20 protein-coding genes and 3 pseudogenes are annotated in these 19,215 nt (G+C 68.3%); 12 read left to right on the plus strand and 11 right to left on the minus strand.

The features are described from left to right. Positions 1 to 32: 32 nt before the first annotated feature. From hutI to hutU, 4 genes and pseudogenes are all read left to right on the plus strand, one after another. Positions 33 to 1,219: pseudogene (hutI, locus tag LRS12_RS17745) on the plus strand (imidazolonepropionase). Continuing rightward, positions 1,216 to 2,709, plus strand: coding sequence for a histidine ammonia-lyase (gene hutH / locus LRS12_RS17750; protein ID WP_374581512.1), 1,494 nt, complete (start codon positions 1,216 to 1,218; stop codon positions 2,707 to 2,709). Before hutI ends, hutH begins: the two are co-directional and overlap by 4 nt. After that, positions 2,706 to 3,506 carry an N-formylglutamate deformylase gene (gene hutG / locus LRS12_RS17755; protein WP_257845831.1) on the plus strand — a complete coding sequence of 267 codons (801 nt, stop codon included), beginning with the start codon at positions 2,706 to 2,708 and terminating at the stop codon, positions 3,504 to 3,506. The genes hutH and hutG overlap by 4 nt, the downstream gene beginning before the upstream one ends. Continuing rightward, positions 3,503 to 5,162, plus strand: a pseudogene (gene hutU / locus LRS12_RS17760) (urocanate hydratase). Before hutG ends, hutU begins: the two are co-directional and overlap by 4 nt. 44 nt (positions 5,163 to 5,206) lie before the next feature. On the opposite strand, the gene LRS12_RS17765 reads toward hutU, so the two are convergent. Genes LRS12_RS17765 through LRS12_RS17785 form a run of 5 tightly spaced genes read right to left on the minus strand, consistent with a single transcriptional unit; the run spans position 5,207 to position 8,190 of the window. After that, entirely contained in the window at positions 5,207 to 5,605 is a 399-nt protein-coding gene (locus LRS12_RS17765; protein ID WP_257845832.1) for a MerC domain-containing protein, read from the minus strand. A 47-nt stretch (positions 5,606 to 5,652) separates the two neighbouring features. Continuing rightward, a complete protein-coding gene (locus LRS12_RS17770) occupies positions 5,653 to 6,528 on the minus strand; it encodes a general secretion pathway protein GspK (protein WP_257845833.1) in 876 nt (291 codons plus the stop codon). Then, positions 6,525 to 6,791 (minus strand): type II secretion system protein GspJ, encoded by a 267-nt coding sequence (locus LRS12_RS17775; protein WP_257845834.1) that lies wholly within the window; start codon positions 6,789 to 6,791, stop codon positions 6,525 to 6,527. The genes LRS12_RS17770 and LRS12_RS17775 overlap by 4 nt, the downstream gene beginning before the upstream one ends. Continuing rightward, complete coding sequence (locus LRS12_RS17780; protein ID WP_257845835.1) at positions 6,722 to 7,141, minus strand: type II secretion system protein J; 420 nt, start codon at positions 7,139 to 7,141, stop codon at positions 6,722 to 6,724. Before LRS12_RS17780 ends, LRS12_RS17775 begins: the two co-directional genes overlap by 70 nt. Continuing rightward, positions 7,138 to 8,190, minus strand: coding sequence for a penicillin-binding protein activator (locus LRS12_RS17785; RefSeq protein WP_257845836.1), 1,053 nt, complete (start codon positions 8,188 to 8,190; stop codon positions 7,138 to 7,140). Before LRS12_RS17785 ends, LRS12_RS17780 begins: the two co-directional genes overlap by 4 nt. A 77-nt stretch (positions 8,191 to 8,267) precedes the next feature. On the opposite strand from LRS12_RS17785, the gene LRS12_RS17790 reads away from it, so the two are divergent. Next, entirely contained in the window at positions 8,268 to 8,957 is a 690-nt protein-coding gene (locus LRS12_RS17790) for a hypothetical protein (protein WP_257845837.1), read from the plus strand. A gap of 73 nt (positions 8,958 to 9,030) precedes the next feature. On the opposite strand, the gene LRS12_RS17795 is transcribed toward LRS12_RS17790, so the two are convergent. The 5 genes and pseudogenes from LRS12_RS17795 to gspL form a co-directional block, all read right to left on the minus strand. After that, on the minus strand, positions 9,031 to 9,714 hold the full coding sequence (locus LRS12_RS17795; RefSeq protein WP_374581694.1) for a type II secretion system F family protein: 684 nt from the start codon (positions 9,712 to 9,714) through the stop codon (positions 9,031 to 9,033). Positions 9,715 to 9,729: 15 nt separating this feature from the next. Next, positions 9,730 to 10,163 (minus strand): annotated as a pseudogene (locus tag LRS12_RS17800) (type II secretion system F family protein); the annotation flags it as partial. 89 nt (positions 10,164 to 10,252) lie between these two features. Continuing rightward, positions 10,253 to 11,713, minus strand: coding sequence for a type II secretion system ATPase GspE (gene gspE, locus LRS12_RS17805; protein WP_257846182.1), 1,461 nt, complete (start codon positions 11,711 to 11,713; stop codon positions 10,253 to 10,255). 11 nt (positions 11,714 to 11,724) lie between these two features. Beyond that, the gene (locus tag LRS12_RS17810) at positions 11,725 to 12,222 is read right to left on the minus strand and encodes a type II secretion system protein M (protein WP_257845839.1); all 498 of its coding nucleotides are present in this window, start codon (positions 12,220 to 12,222) and stop codon (positions 11,725 to 11,727) included. A 10-nt stretch (positions 12,223 to 12,232) separates the two neighbouring features. Continuing rightward, positions 12,233 to 13,309 (minus strand): type II secretion system protein GspL, encoded by a 1,077-nt coding sequence (gene gspL / locus LRS12_RS17815; RefSeq protein WP_257845840.1) that lies wholly within the window; start codon positions 13,307 to 13,309, stop codon positions 12,233 to 12,235. Between the two features lie 57 nt (positions 13,310 to 13,366). Here gspL and gspG point away from each other — a divergent pair, with 57 nt between their 5' ends. From gspG to LRS12_RS17850, 7 genes are all read left to right on the plus strand, one after another. Then, positions 13,367 to 13,879: a type II secretion system major pseudopilin GspG gene (gspG, locus tag LRS12_RS17820; protein ID WP_257845841.1), complete on the plus strand. Its 513-nt coding sequence runs from the start codon at positions 13,367 to 13,369 to the stop codon at positions 13,877 to 13,879. Between the two features lie 5 nt (positions 13,880 to 13,884). Then, entirely contained in the window at positions 13,885 to 14,349 is a 465-nt protein-coding gene (locus LRS12_RS17825; RefSeq protein ID WP_257845842.1) for a prepilin-type N-terminal cleavage/methylation domain-containing protein, read from the plus strand. Next, a complete protein-coding gene (gene gspI, locus LRS12_RS17830) occupies positions 14,346 to 14,702 on the plus strand; it encodes a type II secretion system minor pseudopilin GspI (protein ID WP_257845843.1) in 357 nt (118 codons plus the stop codon). Before LRS12_RS17825 ends, gspI begins: the two co-directional genes overlap by 4 nt. Beyond that, positions 14,699 to 15,469: a type II secretion system protein N gene (locus tag LRS12_RS17835; protein WP_257845844.1), complete on the plus strand. Its 771-nt coding sequence runs from the start codon at positions 14,699 to 14,701 to the stop codon at positions 15,467 to 15,469. Before gspI ends, LRS12_RS17835 begins: the two co-directional genes overlap by 4 nt. Positions 15,470 to 15,488: 19 nt before the next feature. Beyond that, positions 15,489 to 16,871 (plus strand): secretin N-terminal domain-containing protein, encoded by a 1,383-nt coding sequence (locus LRS12_RS20455; RefSeq protein ID WP_374581521.1) that lies wholly within the window; start codon positions 15,489 to 15,491, stop codon positions 16,869 to 16,871. Continuing rightward, positions 16,807 to 17,529 carry a type II secretion system protein GspD gene (locus tag LRS12_RS17845; protein WP_257846183.1) on the plus strand — a complete coding sequence of 241 codons (723 nt, stop codon included), beginning with the start codon at positions 16,807 to 16,809 and terminating at the stop codon, positions 17,527 to 17,529. Before LRS12_RS20455 ends, LRS12_RS17845 begins: the two co-directional genes overlap by 65 nt. A 107-nt stretch (positions 17,530 to 17,636) precedes the next feature. After that, positions 17,637 to 18,800 (plus strand): hypothetical protein, encoded by a 1,164-nt coding sequence (locus tag LRS12_RS17850; protein ID WP_257845845.1) that lies wholly within the window; start codon positions 17,637 to 17,639, stop codon positions 18,798 to 18,800. Here LRS12_RS17850 and LRS12_RS17855 read toward each other — a convergent pair whose 3' ends face one another. Continuing rightward, entirely contained in the window at positions 18,801 to 19,202 is a 402-nt protein-coding gene (locus tag LRS12_RS17855) for a hypothetical protein (protein ID WP_257845846.1), read from the minus strand. Positions 19,203 to 19,215: the final 13 nt, after the last annotated feature.

Below are 19,215 nucleotides of genomic sequence, written 5' to 3' on the forward strand. Positions count from 1 at the left end.
ACATAATGACCGCACTGTCCAACACTAAACGCATGGCGACTCCCGCAGACAAACTCTGGCGCAACGCCCGTCTCGCGACGATGACCGGCGGCGGGCTGGGCGTTGTCGAGCATGGTGCGGTCGCAGCAACCGGCGATACGATCAGCTATGTCGGCCCCGGTGCCGAAGCTCCCGACGCCGCCGAGATCATCGACTGCGACGGCCGCTGGATCACCCCCGGACTGATCGATTGCCACACCCATCTCGTCCATGCCGGCAACCGCGCCAAGGAGTTCGAGGCACGGCTGGAGGGCGCGACCTATGAAGAGATCGCCCGCGCCGGCGGCGGCATCCTCTCCACCGTCACCGCGACCCGCGCGGCGAGCGAGGACGAACTGATCGCCACCGCCCTACCCCGGCTAGACCAGCTGATCGCAGAGGGCGTCACCACGGTCGAGATCAAGTCCGGCTACGGCCTGACCCTGAACGACGAACTCAAAATGCTCCGCGCCGCCCGCCGCCTCGGTGACGTGCGCAACATCCGCGTCCGCACAACCCTGCTCGCCGCCCACGCCGTGCCGCCCGAATATCGCGGCGACGCCGATGGCTATGTCGATCTGGTGTGCCGCGAGATCATCCCCGCCACCGTCGGCCTTGCCGACGCGGTCGACGCCTTTTGCGAGGGCATCGGCTTCACCCCGGAACAGACCGGTCGCGTCTTCGCCGCCGCCGTGGTCCATGGCCTCCCGGTAAAGCTCCACGCCGAACAACTCTCCAACCTGAACGGCGCTGCGCTCGCCGCCCGCCATGGCGCGCTGTCGGCCGACCATCTCGAGCATCTCGACAACGCCGGTATCGCCGCGATGAAGCGTTCAGGGACCATCGCCACCTTGCTCCCCGGAGCCTTCTACTTCACCCGCGAGGAACGCCGCCCGCCGGTTCAGACACTTCGCGACGCCGGCGTGCCGATCGCTCTAGCCACCGACTGCAACCCCGGCACCTCCCCGATGGCGTCGATCCTGCTGGCTATGAACATGGGCGCGACCCTTTTCCGCCTCACGGTCGAGGAATGCCTGCGCGGCGTCACGATCAACGCGGCCCATGCGCTTGGACTGGAGCTTGGCGTCCTCGAGCCCGGCAGCCCGTGCGATCTCGCCATCTGGAACATCTCCGACCCCGCCGAGCTGGTCTATCGCATCGGCGCGAACCCCTCCATTCCCGAGTATTTGCAGGCCAATGATTACGCCCGGCAACACCCCGCTCAGCACCTGGAACGCCATCTATCGCGGCGAACCCGCCCCGCTCGACCCGTCCTGCCACCCTAAGGTTGCGGCCAGCGCCGATGCGGTACAGGCCATCCTCGCCCGCCACGAGCCCGTCTATGGCATCAACACCGGCTTCGGTAAGCTCGCCAGCGTCCGCATCGGCGACGAAGACCTCGAAACGCTCCAGCGCAACATCGTGCTCAGCCACGCGGCGGGCGTCGGCGACCCCATGCCAGCGCCCGTCGTGCGCCTGATGATCGCGCTCAAGCTCGCCAGCCTCGCCCAGGGGCAAAGCGGCGTGAAGCCCGAGACGATCGCGATGCTTCAGGACATGCTCGACCGCGGCATCACCCCCATCATCCCCTCACAGGGATCGGTCGGCGCGAGCGGCGACCTCGCCCCGCTCGCCCATCTCGCCGCCGCGATGATCGGCGTGGGGGAGGTCGAGATGGGCCCGCGTCGCATCCCCGCCCGCACCATGCTCGGCGGCCTCACCCTCGGGCCGAAGGAAGGGCTGGCCCTGCTCAACGGCACGCAATTCAGCACCGCCTACGCCCTCGCCGCGCTGTTCGAGACCGAAAAGCTGTTCCGCGCCGCGCTCGTCACCGGCGCGCTATCGACCGAGGCGGCCAAGGGCTCCGACACCCCGTTCGATCCCCGCATCCATCAGGTGCGCGGCCATCGCGGCCAGATCGAGGTCGCACAGGCGCTCGCCGGGCTGATGGAAGGTTCCGCGATCCGCGCCTCACACCGCGAGGGCGATGAGCGCGTGCAGGACCCCTATTGCCTGCGATGTCAGCCCCAGGTGATGGGCGCATGTCTCGACCTGATCCGTCAGGCTGCCGCAACACTGGCGATCGAGGCGAATGGCGTTACTGACAACCCCCTTATCTTTTCCGACACCGGAGAAGCACTGTCGGGCGGCAATTTCCACGCCGAACCGGTCGCCTTCGCCGCCGACATGCTCGCTTTGGCGATCTGCGAGATCGGCAGCCTCGCCGAACGCCGCATCGCGATGCTGGTCGATCCGGCGCTGTCGGGCCTCCCCGCCTTCCTGACCCCCCGCCCCGGGCTCAATTCGGGCTTCATGATCCCGCAGGTCACCGCCGCCGCTTTGGTCAGCGAGAACAAGCAGCGCGCTCACCCGGCCAGCGTCGATCTGATCCCGACCAGCGCCAATCAGGAGGATCATGTCTCGATGGCCGGGCACGGTGCCCGCCGCCTGCTCGACATGACCGCCAACCTTTCGCACATCCTCGGAATCGAGTATCTTGCTGCGGCCCAAGGCTGCGACTTCCATTCGCCGCTCACCTCCAGCGAACCGCTCGAAGCCGCCCGCGCGCTGCTCCGCGATCAGGTGCCGCATCTGGAGGACGACCGCCACTTCGCCCCCGACATGGCGCTGGCGACGGCGCTGGTCACCAGCGGCGCGCTGGGCGCGGATCTGCCGGGAGTTACGGGATGATCGTCACCGTCCGGGGCGAAGGCCCGCTGATCGTCAGCATCCCGCATGCGGGCCTCGAAATCCCCGCCGACATCGCCCCGTCGCTCGTCTCGCTCAACCGCGCGCGCTACGACGCCGATCTGTATGTCGACCAGCTCTACGCCTTTGCGTTCAAGCTCGGCGCGACGATCGTGCGCACCACCACCTCGCGCACCGTGATCGACGTCAACCGCGATCCCAGCGGCGCGACACTCTATCCGGGCCAGTTCACCACCGGCCTCTGCCCGGTCGAGACGTTCGACGGTGACCCGCTCTACCACCCGGGCAAGGAACCCGACGACGCCGAAATCGCGCGCCGCCGCAGCGCCTATTTCGACCCCTATCACGCTTTACTGCGCGCCGAGATCGACCGCCTCCGCGCGCTTCACCCAACCATCGTTCTCTACGAAGCGCATTCGATCCGCAGCGTGGTGCCCAAACTGTTCGACGGACGCCTGCCCGAATTCAACATCGGCACCAACAGCGGCGCGGCCTGCGCCCCCGAACTCGCCGCCGCCATCGCCGCGATCTGTACCGATCAGCAACGCAGCCATGTCGTCGACGGCCGCTTCAAGGGCGGCTGGACCACCCGCCATTACGGCGAACCCGACAAGGGCGTCCACGCCATCCAGATGGAGTTGGCGATGCGCACCTATGTCGAGGAAGTGCCCGCCGCCAACTGGCCGCCACGCTGGGATGGCATCCACGCCGCGCAGGCACACGCCACGCTTCGCCCGATCCTCACCGCCGCCATCGACTTCGCGAAAGCCCAAGCATGACCACCCGCACCGACAATAGCCGCCGCATCAAGGCACCCACCGGCACCGATCGCACCGCAAAAAGCTGGCTCACCGAAGCCGCGCTGCGCATGTTGATGAACAATCTCGACCCGGATGTTGCCGAAGCGCCCGAGAGCCTCGTCGTCTATGGCGGGATCGGCCGGGCGGCGCGCAACTGGGAAGCCTATGACAAGATCGTCGAGACGCTCCGCCGCCTCGACGCCGATCAGACCCTGCTCGTCCAGTCGGGCAAGCCGGTTGGCGTGTTCCGCACGCATCCCGATGCCCCGCGCGTGCTGATCGCCAATTCCAACCTCGTGCCGCATTGGGCAACCTGGGAGCATTTCCACGAACTCGACCGCAAGGGGCTGGCGATGTACGGCCAGATGACTGCGGGGTCGTGGATCTATATCGGCACCCAGGGCATCGTTCAGGGCACCTACGAAACCTTCGTCGAGGCCGGGCGTCAGCATTATGGCGGCGATCTGTCGGGCCGCTGGATCCTCACCGCCGGCCTCGGCGGCATGGGCGGCGCACAGCCGCTCGCGGCGACGATGGCGGGCGCGTCATGCCTCGCGATCGAATGCCAGCCGAGCCGCATCGAGATGCGCCTGCGCACCCGCTACCTCGATCGCTCTGCAAACAGCATCGACGAAGCGCTTGAAATCATTCACACATCGGACACACCCATCTCGGTCGGCCTGCTCGGCAACGCCGCCGAAGTGCTCCCCGAACTGGTCAAGCGCGGGATTCGCCCCCGACATGGTCACCGACCAGACCAGCGCACATGATCCGATCAACGGCTACCTTCCCGCCGGCTGGACGCTCGACCAGTGGTTTGCCAAGCGCGAAACCGCCCCGCACGAGGTCGAAGCCGCCGCCCGCGCCTCGATGGCCACCCATGTCCGCGCAATGCTCGCGTTCGAGGAAATGGGCGTGCCCACCTTCGACTATGGCAACAATATCCGTCAGGTCGCGAAGGACGCGGGCGTCGCCGACGCCTTCGCCTTCCCCGGCTTCGTCCCCGCCTATATCCGCCCGCTGTTCTGCCGCGGTATCGGCCCGTTCCGCTGGGCGGCGCTGTCCGGCAACCCGGAGGATATCTGGAAGACCGATCAGAAGGTGAAGGAACTACTCCCCGGCAACCACCACCTCCACAACTGGCTCGACATGGCGCGCGAGCGCATCGCGTTCCAGGGGCTGCCCGCGCGCATCTGCTGGGTGGGCTTAGGCGACCGCCATCGCCTTGCACTGGCATTCAACGAGATGGTCGCGAGCGGCGAACTCGAAGCCCCCATCGTCATCGGTCGCGACCATCTCGACAGCGGATCGGTCGCCAGCCCCAATCGCGAGACCGAAGCGATGATGGACGGGAGCGATGCGGTATCCGACTGGCCCCTGCTCAACGCCCTGCTCAACACCGCCAGCGGCGCAACCTGGGTCTCCCTCCACCATGGCGGCGGCGTCGGCATGGGCTATTCGCAGCATAGCGGCATGGTCATCGTCGCCGACGGCACCCCTGAAGCGGCGAAACGGCTCGAGCGCGTGCTATGGAACGACCCGGCAACCGGCGTGATGCGCCACGCCGACGCGGGCTATGAAATCGCCAAGACCTGCGCCGGGGAGATGGGACTAGACCTGCCGGGGATCCTATAAGCCCCTCCCCTTCAGGGGAGGGGTTGGGGTGGGGCCGCGAAGTCTCACCGAGACCGAGGTGCCGAGGGGGCGACCAAACCCCGCCCCCGCCAGTTCGCCACATGCGCCCCGGCCAGCAACAAACTCCCCGCCACCGTCACACCCGTTTCGACCGCAACCCACTCCTCGAACGCCAGCCCCGCCGCCAACAGCGCCAGACCGGCGGCCCCGACGAACAACGGCGTCAGCCCGCGATGCCGCCGCCATCCGTCGACCAGCGCGACCGCGCTGACCGGCAATGCAAACGCCAGCACGCCAAGGTGAAACCCCTCGCCCAGATCGAGCCGCCCCGCCAGCGCGGGCAAGGCGGCGATCAGCAACGGCAGCCCCAGGCAATGGATCAGGCACAGCGCCGAAGCGCCAACCGCCAGTCCGTCAAACCATTTCGCCACCATTGCCCGCATCGCAAACTCCTTCGCTCGCGGGCAAATGATACTTTATCACATAAATTTCAACCGCCCGCGAGCGCTGGAGCCTCGGGCGGCACCGCCGCGTTGCGCCAGCGTGCCACCGGCACAGTCTCAACCTTGCCCTCAGGCGTCCGCCGCCGCTGGATCAGCGTTGCCCCCTGCTGAGTCGTATCGCCAATCTTCGCGCGCACCCGCGTCCAATAGGTGTTGGAGCTGAACGCCGTCCCCGGCGGCTGGCTGACCTTGAGATCGGACAGGTCGCGCAACGTGATCTGCCCGTTGCGCTTGCGGATCGCGACGATCCGCTCGGCCGCGACCGGATCGCCGATCAGGAACGCCAGCAGCTCCTGATCCGCGGCATTCAGGTTGATCGTGGTCTTGCCGGGCAGCGCCGTCACCATCCGCTCCAGCCGCGCAATCGCCGCCGGGTCCGCGCCGGGGATCAGCCGGATCGGCCGCACATCGCTGACCGGCCCTTGCGTTCGGATATAGGCGATCGCCTCAACCGTATGCTGCTCGTCCAGCCCGGCGATCCGCGCGAGCTTCTGGAACAGGATCACCGGGACCGCGTCACCGCTGCGCAGCATGTTGACGTTGAACCGCCCCTCGGCATCGCTGACCGCCAAATCGAACGTGCCCCCGTCGATCGTCGCGCCATTGGCCCCGATCGACGCCCACTCCTCGCCCGCATGGTCCACTTGCGGCGCGGCCAGCGCATCGCGCTGGAGCGCGGCAAGCGCCGACAGCTCGCCCCCGCGCACGATCGCCGCCGCCCGCGCCGCCTCGCGACTGCGCAGCGCCCGGTCGAGCGCCAGCTCCTCGCGTCCGATCATCAGCAGCACCAGCCCGCTGGCGATAGCGACGAACATCAGCACATTGACCAGGATCATGCCCTGCTCGTCGTCGCGCCGGGTCATTGCGGTTCATCCTGCGGCCGGACCGGCAGCGCCACCACGCGACGCAGCGTCCCCTGCGGCCCGCGCTCACCCGCCAGCTGCATCTCGACCTGCACCGCGCGCGGCCACTCGTCCTTGCGCTCCGCATTCGGCGGCCAGCGATCGACCCAGCGTTGTCCGTCGAGAAAGCGCCAGCGCACGCCGCTCACCCCCGTCAGCAACAGCTGCGGCTGCGGCGCGGCACGGACCAAGGCGCCCCCGGTCGCGGCATAGCGCAGCGGCACCGGCGGCCCGCCCATTCCCGCAGCGACACGCGTAAAGGCGACATTGCTCCCCCACCGCTCACCGCGCCGCGCGTAATCTGATCGAGGTCGCTCTGCAGCACGAACATCGTCCGCTGGATCGCCGCCGTCCGGTCGAGCCGCCCTTCGGTCCGCTCCTGCGTCGTCATCACGCTGTTGAGCAACGTCAGCCCCGCCACCGCGATCAGCGCGAACAACCCCAGCGAGATGATGAGTTCGAGCAACGTAAACCCATCGTCGCCCCGGCGCAGGCCGGGGCCGCCCGATGGGTCGTCCTGCGATGCCTCTAGCGGCCCCGGCCTCCGCCGGGGCGACGGCATAGGCGCGTTCACGCCCCCAGGCTCACCGCCACCGGTGCATAGCCCTGTGCCCCGGCGACCAGGATCGCCAGCTCGCGCGCCACGCTGCCATCACTCCGGAACCGCGCATTGCCAGTCACGCAGGTGTAGTTCGTCTCCGCCAGCAGCGCCGCCTCGTCCAGCGACCCCTTGTCGCGTAACGTCTTGACCACCCCGCCCGCGTCAAAGGCGAGCGCCGCCAGCGCCCCCGGCGTATCGCCATGACGCGATCGGTATTCGCCCGCAAAGCGTCCGAACGCCGCCGGATCGGGGCTGGCGATCCACGCACCGTCCAGTGCCTCGAGCGCAGAAGGCCGGTGGTCGAGCGCCTGCACCGTGCCGAGCAGCTGCACGCCGGTCCCTTTCAGGTTGCGCGCCGCCGCCAGCACCGCTTCGCCGCTCCCCGGCAGCAACACCGCATCGGGCGCATCGCCTGCGGCCGGCAAAGGCTGTCCCTCGACCACAGTCAGCGACCGCACGTCCAGCCCGACCTCGCTCTGCATCTTCCCCGCCGCCAGCGCCGCCGCAACGCTCCACGGCGATCCGTCATCGACCACCACGACACTGCGCACCCCGCGCGATCGGGCATAGCGCAGCACCGCGCTGGTCACCTGGGCCGGGGTGATCCCGAACACGAAACTGCCTGGCCCGCGCGCGACCGCGTTATTGGTAAAGGCGATCACCGGCACCCGCCGCGCCACCTCCGTCGTCACCGCGTTGAGCTCCTCGGCAGTCACCGGCCCCAGGATCATTGCAGCCTTGGCTTTGAGCGCATTGCGCGCCGCCAGCGCCGCACCCTCGGGCGTCCCGCCGGTATCATAAGCGGTGATTTCCGGCCCAGAATCAGCGAGCAACACTGCCTGACGCATGCTATGGCCCAGCGCGGCACGCGGCCCCGACAGGGGCAGCAGCAACGCCACCGGCCGCTTGTCACGCTTGACCTTGTCGGCCGCGAAGACAGAGGGACCAGCGACCAATGCCGACGGCACTATCAGCCCCGATCCCAGAGCGGTCAGTAGCGCACGGCGTCGAATCGGCGGCATTGTCACGGGCATCCTGGTCGGCTCGGCGGCGTCTTACCGTCTTCGTGGTGCTGGGCATAGCGGCTTATGCCCTCGCCATGGTCGCGACCATGCCCGCCAGCGTGTTCGTCAAGAACCGCCCGTGGCGCACCGGCGTCGCCGGAACGGTGTGGAATGGCGAGGTCGGCGTTTCGGGCGGCAGCAAGTTCGAGTGGCACTGGGCGCCGCTGCGCTCGCTCACCAGCCTCGGGTTCGCGGCGGACTGGACCGCGACCGGCCCCGATACCGACATGGGCGGTCGCGCGCTGGCGGGCTTCTCCAGCACCGTGCTCGACAAGGTCAGCGGCAGCAGCCACGCCGCGCTGCTTCAGGCGCTTCAGCCCAATCTCCCCTTCACCTGCGACATGGTCATGCAGCTCGAGTTCGACCGGATCGCGGTCGGCGGCTCCAGCCAGGGCATCGACGGCCGCCTCACCACCGACGCCGGCACCTGCACGCCCAAGGGCGGTGGCGCAGCAGTTCCCGTCCCCCCGCTACTGCTGACTTCCGAAAAGATCGGCACCACCACCCAGATCCGCCTCACCCCCCCGCACCCAGCGTCGCCAGATCCTGATGACCGCGACGCTCAGCGAGGACGGCCAGCTCACGATCCGCATGACGCCCGAAGGCGCGCGCATCCTGCCCTTCGCCGGGCTACCCGCCGGGGCGAGCATCGCCGGGGAGCTTTAAGCGCTCCCCCTCCCCAATCCGTCATGCTGAACTCGTTTCAGCATCCACCGTGCCACTAGCGACGGGTCACCCCGGAAGCGGTGAACCCTGAAACAAGTTCAGGGTGACGAGCACTGGGCGGGCAAGTCCGCCTTACAACGTCACCAGATCGTTCAGATTGATGATCGGCAGCAGGATCGCCAGCACCATCATCAGCACGATGCCGCCCATCAGCAGCAGCACCATCGGCTCGACCAGCGCCACCAGCGCGGTCGTCACCGCGTCGAGCTCGCGGTCGAGTTCATCCGCGGCACGCGACAGCGCAGGGCCGAGCTTGCCCGATGCCTCACCCGAGGCGACGATCGCGGTCAGCATCAGCGGGAACACCCCGGCTTCGGCCATCGCCGCGCGCAGGCTTATGCCTTCGCGCACCCGTGCCGCGACATGGAGTGCGCGATCGCGCACCCACAGGTTCGGCGTCACCGCTGCAGCGGCGTGCAGCGCCTCGACCAGCGGCACCGCGCTTTCGACCAGGGTCGCGAGGCTCCCGGCGAAGCGCGCGGCGTTATGCTGGCGGGAGAAGCGCCTGAACGGCCAGCGCTCGGTAAAGCCGCGATGCACCCTCAACTTGTTCGCCGGGATTGCCGCCCAGCGGTTGAACAGGACAATCCCGATCAATCCCGCGATCAGGATATACAGCCCCCAATCCTGCAAAAAGCCCGACACCGCGATCAGCACGCGGGTCAGCAGCGGCAGATCGGTCCCGCGCGACACGAACACATTGACGATATCCGGGATGACATAGACCAGCAGCAGCACGATCACGCCCAGCGACACCGTCGCCAGCAGTCCGGGATAGAGCAGTGCCAGCTGCAGTTTCTGCGCATTTGCCTGACGGTTCTCGACGAAATGCGCGAGGTGGCCGAGCACGTCAGTCAGTTTCCCCGACGCCTCCCCGCCGCGACCGATGCGCGGTAGAATTCGGGAAAGGTCTTGGGATGCGTCGACAGCGCGCTCGCAAAGCTGCGCCCGTCGAGGATCGCGCCGCGCACCTCCATCAGGATTGCCGACACGCGCTGCGTTTCCGACTGGCTCGCCGCGAGCCGCAGCGCTTCCTCGACCGGAATGTCCGATCCGACCAGGGTGGCAATCTGCCGCGTTGCCGTCGCCAACTCGCGCGCATTCATGCCGGAGCGGCCGAGCCGGGGCAGCTGGATGCTCCCGACCGACCGCCGTTCGCCCGCCGCCTCGACCGCCAGCGGCAACAGCCCCTGATCGCGCAGCATCGCGCGCGCCGCAGCGGGGCTCGAGGCCTCGACGACACCCTTTTTCTGCGCGCCGGTCCGGTCGGCGGCGCGATAGGCGAAGGCGGCCACTAGCCCTCGTCCCTCACCACCCGCGCGACTTCCTCGACCGTCGTCACCCCGGACCTCACCTTGTCCACGCCATCGTCGAGCAGCGACGGGTTCTCGCGCCGCGCATGCGCCTCAATCTCCGCTTCCGACGCGCCGTCATGGATCATCGCCTGAAACACGTCGTCCACCGCGACCACCTCGTACAGGCCAGCGCGCCCGCGATAGCCGTCGCCATGGCATGCCTCGCACCCGACCGCACGCCACACCGGGTCGCCCGCCTTCAGCGCGCCGCCGAGCAGCGCCGCATCGGCATCGCTCGCGATATCCTGTGTCCGGCAAGTGGGGCACAGCCGCCGCACCAGCCGCTGCGCCGCCACACCGACCAGCATCGGTGCGAGCAGGTAGCGCTCGACCCCCATGTCGATCAGCCGCGTGACCGATCCGACCGCGCTGTTGGTGTGCAGCGTCGACAGCACGAAATGCCCGGTCATCGCCGATCGCACCGCAACCTCGGCGGTCTCCTGATCGCGGATTTCGCCGACCATGATAACGTCCGGGTCCTGCCGCAGGATCGCGCGTAGTCCCCGCGCGAACGTCATGCCCGTCCGCGCATTCACCTGAGTCTGCGCCACCCCGGCAAGTTCATACTCGATGGGATCTTCCACCGTCATGATGTTGCGTTTGCGGTCATTGAGCCGCTGGAGCGCGGCATAGAGGCTGGTCGTCTTGCCCGACCCGGTGGGACCGGTGACCAGCAGCATCCCGTGCGGCCGTTCGAGCAACCGCGCGAACACCGCCCGGTCGCGCGCGCTCATCCCCAGCGCCTCCATGTCGAGCTTGAGCGAGCCCTTCTCCAGCAAGCGCATCACCACCCGCTCGCCATGCTGGGTCGGAATGGTCGATACACGGGCGTCAACGTCATGCCCGCCGATGCGCAGCGTCACGCGCCCGTCCTGCGGCACGCGCTTCTCGGCAATGTCGAGCTTCGCCATCACCTTGATCCGGCTGACCAGCAGCGGTGCGAGCTCGCGGCGCGGCTCGAGCTTGTCGCGCAACACGCCGTCGATGCGAAAGCGCACGACGACACGCTTTTCCTGCGTCTCGACATGCACGTCCGAAGCCCCTTCCTTCACTGCCTCCAGCAACAGCGCGTTGATCAGGCGGATCACCGGTGAATCGTCGCGCGAGTCGAGCAGATCGTCGACCGCCGCCGCACTGTCGGCGAGCGCGGCAAGGTCCATGCCGCCAAGGTCCAGTTCTGCCGCAGCCCCGGCGCTGCCCGAATAGCTGGCGGCGAGCGCCTGGTCGAACTCGGCGTCGGCGACCGCGACGAAATGGATGCCGGGCGCGATCCGCTGTACCTCGAGCAATGCATCCAGCCCCGCATCGCTGCGGTGGAGGCATTCCAAGCCGCCCGTTCCCACGCGCAGCACCACGCCATGGTTGCGCGCATAGCTATAGGGAAGCGTCGGCACGCCCATCGTCACGGCGTTCACTGGCCGAACTCCACGCTCGCGACGACCCGGCCGGGCGCGCCACCCTTGGTCATCTCGACCCGCCGCGCGCGCAATATCGTGGTGCGCTCGACCGTCGCGATCCAGCCGACCACGGCTTCATAGCTGGCCTCGGCCACCTGCCCGGTCGCGCCCGCGCCGCCGGGGGTAAGCGTCACGGTAAGGCCCGCTGCGCTCGCTGCCACCTGTGCTGCCTCGATCGGCGGGCCGTCGCTGAGCCTGGGCTGGGTGCCCGGCGCAACCAACGTCCCCGCGGCACGCACCCGCGCCGCCAGCGTTTCATGGCTGCGGATATCGGCGATCGCCTCCGCCCGTGCCGCCTGCAGTGGCTGGACAATGCCGAAGACGAGGATCGCCGCCGCTAGGATCGCACCCAGCGTGCCGACCAGCACGCGTTCGCGCGGGCTAAGGCCACTCCACCACAGCTGGAGCCTCACCAGCGCCGCGTCGATGGTCGGCGAACGTTCGATCCTCATGCCGTCACCGTCACGCGAATTGCACCATCGGCCCCTGCCGAAATTTGCGCCGGAACCGACGCCGCGCGGAATGCCGCGCGGATGCGATCGGGCAGATCAGGCGCGCCGGGCTCGAGATCGAGCACCAGCGTGCCCCCTCGAACCGCATCGCCCGCGCGGTCACCGCACTCGACAGCGGCGCGAGCGCCCGCGCGGCGGCAGTGACAAGCGGGATGAGACGACCCGGCGGTGGCCCCGATACCGGCAGCATTCCGACGACGCTCGCCTCAAGATCGCCCGACAGATTGGCCCCCGGCGCAGCCTGCGCAACCGCGGTGCGCACATCGTCGGCCCGCCGCTCCGCGATCACCCGCAGCATCACCACATCCGCCGCCGCGATCACGACATGCGCCGCAATCCCCGCCGCCGCGATCCACGCGAGGCGCTTTCTCCAGCTGCTCCCTGCCGTCGCGCGGCGCGCATAAGGACCTTGCCGCAAATCGATCGCGGGACTCGCCAGCCGCTCGGCCAGCCCCCCGCCGCCACCCGTCCAAGGACTCTGCGGCAGCTCGCCGACCGGAACCGGGCCGGTGGTCCAGATGCGCGGACGCCCCGCCCGCTCCCACGCCGAACCGATCAGCGCGCTCGGCATCGCGAATCCCGTGCCATCACCGCTGCGCACCAGTACGCGGCCATCGGTCGCCTCGGCGGACCATTCGCCCGGCTCCGGCAATGGCAAAGCCAATGCATCCGGTACCATCGCGGCATGCCCCAGTCCGCCCAGCTCGGCCGCCTCGACCCAGCTCGCCATCTGCGCATGGCGGACCACGGCGACCAGATAGGTTCGCGGTGCCACCTCGGCGCCCAGCGCGATATGGACCGATGCGATCGGGTCGGCGATGCGATCCTCGATGGCGAAGGGCAGCGCCTCGAGTCGCCTCGCCCGACTCGCCAGCGGCAGCCTCGACGCGCAGCAGCAGGACCGATCGCTCGGGACGAGGATGGTTGCAGGGCCTTCAGGCTCGGCTATGATCGCCCGACCGCCCGCCAGCGTCCACACGCCGGTGGCGCGGGATTCCGTGGCGCTCGAAATGGCTTGGCCGGTCATGCTGTGGGGTGCTCCGGCTGTAACATGGCTTTCACGATGGGAACGCATGGGGCCGCGATGCGCATAGTTTTGAAACAGTTCGATGACACCGTGGCAGTCGACGCCGCGAAGAGCAAGCGTCCGGCGGTGTCGCACGGCGAAGCGGGCCTTACCCTATTGGAGATGATCGTCGTCCTCGTCATCATCGCGATCGTCGCGGGGCTGGTGACGATGAATGTCGTCGGCCGACCCGATCAGGCGCGGGTGACGACGACCAAGACCAACCTCGTCACGCTTTCGAGCGCCCTGACCACCTATCGCCTCGACAATGGCCAATATCCGACGACCGAGCAGGGGCTGAAGGCACTGGTCGAAAAGCCCACCACCCCGCCGCTGCCGACAGCATGGCCCGATGGCGGCTATGTGAAGACCGATCCGGTCGACGCTTGGGGCAATCCCTACAGCTACAGCTCGACCGGCAGCAGCTTCGAGCTAAAGTCCCTCGGTCGCGACGGCAAGCCCGGCGGGACCGATCTCGACGCCGATCTGGATTCGCGCGACGCGGCGACGACGCCTGCCAAGGGCGGATAAAAACCATGCGGGGGAGCAGCATCGGAAACGGTGAGCGCGGCATGACGCTCATCGAAATGCTGATCGTGCTCGTCATCATCGGCGTTGCGGCGGGCGGAGTCGCGCTCGGCGTCGGTGCCGCGACCCGCGCGCCCTCGGTCGAGACGGAAGCCCGCCGCCTCGCCTTGCGTCTCCAGGCCGCCGCCGACGACGCCATGATCGGCGACCGCATCATCGCCTTCACCGTCGAAAAGGATGGATACGGGTTCGCCGCAGTCGGCCGAGACGGGTCGATGGCCCCCTCTCCGATGGCCTGGCCTTTCATCGTCTGCCCGGCGGGATCGCGGTCGAACTCGACGTGCCCCCCGGTGATGATGGGCGTCGACGGCGCGGGCAAACCGCTCAACGCAACGATCAGCAATGGCGAGCAGATCTGGGTCGTGCACTATGACGGCATGACAGCCACTGCCAGCCGGAGCGAAGCTTCGTGAAGAACGAACAGGGCTTCTCGCTGATCGAGGCGCTGGTCGCGCTCGCGGTGCTCGCCATCGCCACCGTCGGCCTTGTCCGCGCGGTCGAGAGCCATGTCGACTCCACGCGCGGCCTCGAACGCCGCGCCGCCGCGATGTGGGTCGCGGAAAACCGCCTCGCCGAACTCCAGCTCTCCGACCCCGCCGCCGCGCAGGGCGAAGTCGAGCTGCTCGGCCAGCAATGGCAGGTCGATGTCGCCCGCACCCGCACCGAAGACCCCGCGATCGACAAGGTCCGCATTCGGGTCACGCCGCAGGGCGAACGCTCCCCGCTTGCATCGCTCGACGGCTTCGTCGAGGGCAGACGCGCATGATCCGATTCCCCGATCTTTCCCCGCGTCAGGCGCGCACCACGCTCGACATCGTGACGACGGGGGTAATCGTCTCGGTCGCGATCGCCCTCGCCGGGCTCACCTGGCGTATCGCGGGCCATGCCAGCACCGGCGCGGTCACTGTTCCGTCGGGCGCGCGCCCGGTCGCGGTGGTCACCGATGTCACCCCCGCCCTCGCCTTTGCCCCGTTCGGCAAGGGGTCGCTGACCGACGCGGGTCAGGCGACCGCGTTGCCGCTCAAGCTCAAGGGCGTGTTCGCAGCGGTCCCCGCCACCCTGTCGGTCGCCTATATCGAGGTCGGCGGTGAGGCCGCGAAGCCGTTCCGCATCGGCGAAGCCCCCGGCGGCGGCACGATCGAGGGGATCCTGCGCGACCGCGTGATCCTGCGCGTCGCGGGTCGGATCGAGTATCTCGCCTTCCCCGATCCGTCGCTGACCGCCGACCAGCAACAAGCTGCTGCCGCGCCTCCCCCGCAGCCCGCGTCGGCGCCCCAGGCAACGCCGCCCGAGAGCGCCGCGGCAGCGGCACTTGCCGCAATGAGCCCAGCGCCCGGTGGTGGAATGCAGGTCGGCGCCAACGCCCCGCCCGGCCTTCAGACCGGCGACGTCATCACCTCGATCGGCGGAACCCCGCTGACCAGCCCGGCCAGCGCAGCTTCCGCCTTCGCTGCGGCGCAAGCGCGCGGCTCCGTCCAAGTCCAGATCACCCGCGATGGAAAGCCCGTGACGCTGACCATCCCGACCCGCTAGGTAACCCACCGTGCCGCACATGATCCGCAAGACCGCACTCGCCCTCGCGCTCGCCGCCATGACCGCCCAGCCGGTTGTTGCCGCACAGGCCGACAGCGCCGACATCGTCGTCAACATGCGCGGGGTCGAGATCGCGGACGTCGCCGACCAGATTTCGCGCCTCACCGGTCGCACGCTGATCCTCGACCCGGCGGTCAAGGGCAGCGTCACGGTCACCTCCGCCACCCCGCTGACCTCGGCTGGCGTGTGGGAACTGTTCCTCTCCGTCCTGCGCGCCAATGGCTTCGCGGCGGTCCGCTCGGGCCGCGCGTGGCGCATCGTCCCCGCAGGCAACGCCGTCCGTGACGGCGGCGTCTCCTCGCGCTCCGCATCGGGGCAGGAACTGGTGACGCGGATGATCCGCCTGTCCAACGTGCCCAGCGCCGAGGCCGCCCGCGTCGTCCGCCCGCTGGTCGCCAGCTTCGGCAGCGTCGAACCGCTCGCCCAGCCCAACGCCGTGGTCGTCACGGACTATGCCGACAATGTCCGCCGCGTGGAGGCGATCCTGCGTTCGCTCGACGGCAATGGCAGCGGAATGAGCTTCGCCACCATTACGCTTCGCAACGGCAGCGCGCCCGAAGTGGCCCAGGCGCTCCAGACCGTGCTCGGCGACGCCGCATCGGGCGGCGCGCGGGTCGCGGCGGACGCCCGCAGCAACACGATCATCGTGCGCGGTTCGCCCGCCGCCGTCGCGGATGCGCGCCGCATGGCCGCTTCGCTCGACGCTCCGGGCGGCGCGACGCCGATGACCCGCGTGTTTCGCCTGAACTACGCCGACGCCGAGTCGGTGACCGAGGTACTGCGTGGCATCCTCGGCCAGGAATCGGGCACCACCAACCCCGTCGCCCGCAGCCTGTCGGGATCGCGCAGCAATCCGCGCAGCCCGACCGGCGTGCTCGGCGGCCTGATTGCCTCGGGCGGGACCAGCACGGCCGAAACCGCAGCCGCTGCTGCCACCGCCGCAACCGCGCAATCCGCACAGCTCGGCCAGCAGCAGGACGCGACGCCTCAGGGCTTCTCGACTCCCGAGATCACCGTACAGCCCTCCCCCCGACATCAATGCCGTCGTCGTGCGCGGCACCCCCAGTGCAGTCGCAGCGATCGAAGCGTTGATCGACGATCTCGACGTCCGCCGCCCTCAGGTGCTGATCGAAGCGGCCATCGCCGAGATCACCGGCGAGGAGGCGGAGGCGCTCGCCGTCCAGCTCGGTACCAGCGGCGCGGTGCTCAGCCAGGTCGAAGGTGCGGGCACGTCGTTCGGGACCGCCGGCCCGTCGCTCGGCGCGATCCTCACCGCGTTGGGCGTTCCTGCCGGGTCGATCCTGGGCCAGGGGCTGACCGGCAACGTCGCGATCGGCAATGATTTCTCGATCCTGGTCCAGGCGCTCGGCACGTCGTCCAAGTCGAACCTGCTCTCGACGCCCCAGATCACCACGCTCGACAACAAGGTCGGCGAGTTCGTGGTGGCACAGGAAGTACCGTTCATCACCGGGTCGATCCTGACCGATTCCAGCAACGTGCGCCCCTATACCTCGGTCGAGCGCAAGGATGTCGGCATCACGCTCAAGGTGCTGCCGCGCATCAACGCCGGCGACACGATCCGGCTGGAAGTCGTACAGGAGGCATCGTCGATCGCCGCGACCCAGCTCAGCCAGGCGACCGACCTCATCACCAATCGCCGCGCGATCAACACCACCGTCCTCGCCGACAATGGCCAGACGATCGTGCTCGGCGGCCTGACCTCGGACGATTACGGCCAGATCAAGAGCCAGGTCCCGATCCTCGGCGACATCCCGATCCTGGGGGAATTGTTCAAGGGCCGCCGCGAGAGCCGCCAGAAGCGCACCCTGTTCATCTTCCTCAAGCCTACGATCCTGCGCAATGGCGAGGATGCGGCGGCGATAGCCAAGGCCAAATATGCGCGGCTGCGCGCCGATGAACTCGACCTCGACAAGCCCAGCAACCTGCTGCTCAAGCCGCTTGCACCACGCCTGACGCTGGAGATAGACGGGATCTACTGACCGCGTAGCTTCAAGGTGCAACTGTCAGATTTCGTTTGAAGAAATGCGCGCGTCAAATAGAGTGAAGCTTCCGGGCAATAGTCTACGTCTGCCGTGGGGAACTTCATATGCGTATCTTGGTTTCCGGTTTGATCGCGTCACTGCTTCCCGCAATGGTGTCGGCGCAGAATAACCAGACCAGCGCGCAGGGTGAAATCAAGGCTTTGCTGGAGCGCGTCCGAGCACCGATGTATGCCGCATCTGGCGCGACGGTTCCGGGGAAGACGGCAACCTATTCGATCTCGGGAGCAGGGTGCAGCACGCGGCTTGAGGTGAGCTACCCCTCTCACCAGATTGGCACCACATCGCATCCGGCGCGGGCCGATACGACGAACTTCTCGTGGGGGCAGGTCCGATCGACCCGGCTCTCCAATGGCGATCAATATGTCGTGGTGGTGGGGCCGGGCCTGCCTGAGCGCGGCCGGTTTCTCTACGCCGGCACGGCCGCGGCAGCGTTGAAGGCCGCCATCGACCGTCTGGTCCGCGCATGCGGCGGAACGACCAGCACGCCGGTCGTGGCACCGCCCGCGCCCCCGTCGCAGCCCGCAATCAAAATCGAGACAGTGCCCGGCAAGGGCTATGCCGCAGTCGTCGACACCTTCCCGGTGAGCCAGCTCACGTCGGTCGGCGACCGCATCAGCGCGCTCGCCAAACAGCGCTGCGGCCGCCTGTCGGCACGCATGGGCCGCTACAAATACTTCACCAGCACCGATGCGCAGGGCCGGGCAGCGCTGACCCAGTATCGCGCGAGCTTCACCTGCTACGACCCGGCGACCGATCCCTATGAGCGCGCGCCCGCCGACTGGAAGCCGAGCGCACAGGATCAGGCCGACCTGACCGCCTTCGCCGAACGCTATATGGGCTTGCTCGACCGCGCCGATTACGTTGCGGGCATGCCGATGATGGAGCCGATGCTGGAGATCGAAAAGGACGAATGGCTGAGCGTCCCGAACATGCTCAAGCAATATGCGGGCGGGAAAGGTCGCTGGACGCTCCAGACGCTCGGCTGGGTCAACAATCCGGAGGGTGCGTCACACCCGGGCCGCTATGCCTTCGTGAAGGTGACCGGAACCTACCCCAAGATCGCGACCTATTGCGGCACGCTGGTCATTTATCGCCAGCGTCCGGGATCCTATCTCATCACCCAGCAGAATTTGGGCGTGATTCCGGAAAGCTGGATCACCAGCGGACGCACGACGCGGGCTGAAGCGCTGAAGACCTGCGACCATTAGTCAGCCTGCGGGCGGCGTTTCCTCCGGGATCTCCACCCGAATCCGCTCGCGTCCGCGGGTGAAGAACGCCGCATCGATTGCCAGGCTCTCCAGCCGCCAGCCATCGACGCTCTCCCCCACCTTCAAGGTCCGCGCGCTGCCATCGGCAATCCGTACCAGCGCGACCGCATCGCGGTTCAGCCGCCCGGCAATGCCCGTCAGAACGGGCGCATCTGGAGGACCGGCCTCGACTTCGGCCGTGGCGAACAAGGGCCGCGCGAAGACCCGCACCGGTGTCGGCAAGGGCGGCGGCACGATCGGCGCGATCGCCGGCCGATCGGCCGATCGTGGGGTCGAGGCATAGGGATAGAGCGCGACGCAGGGTACCGCCACCGCGACCAGCGCCAGGGCGCCCAACAACATCTTCTCGTGGCGG

Origin of the sequence: Sphingomonas sp. J344 (genome assembly GCF_024700005.1) — a bacterium.
GTDB lineage: Bacteria > Pseudomonadota > Alphaproteobacteria > Sphingomonadales > Sphingomonadaceae > Sphingomonas.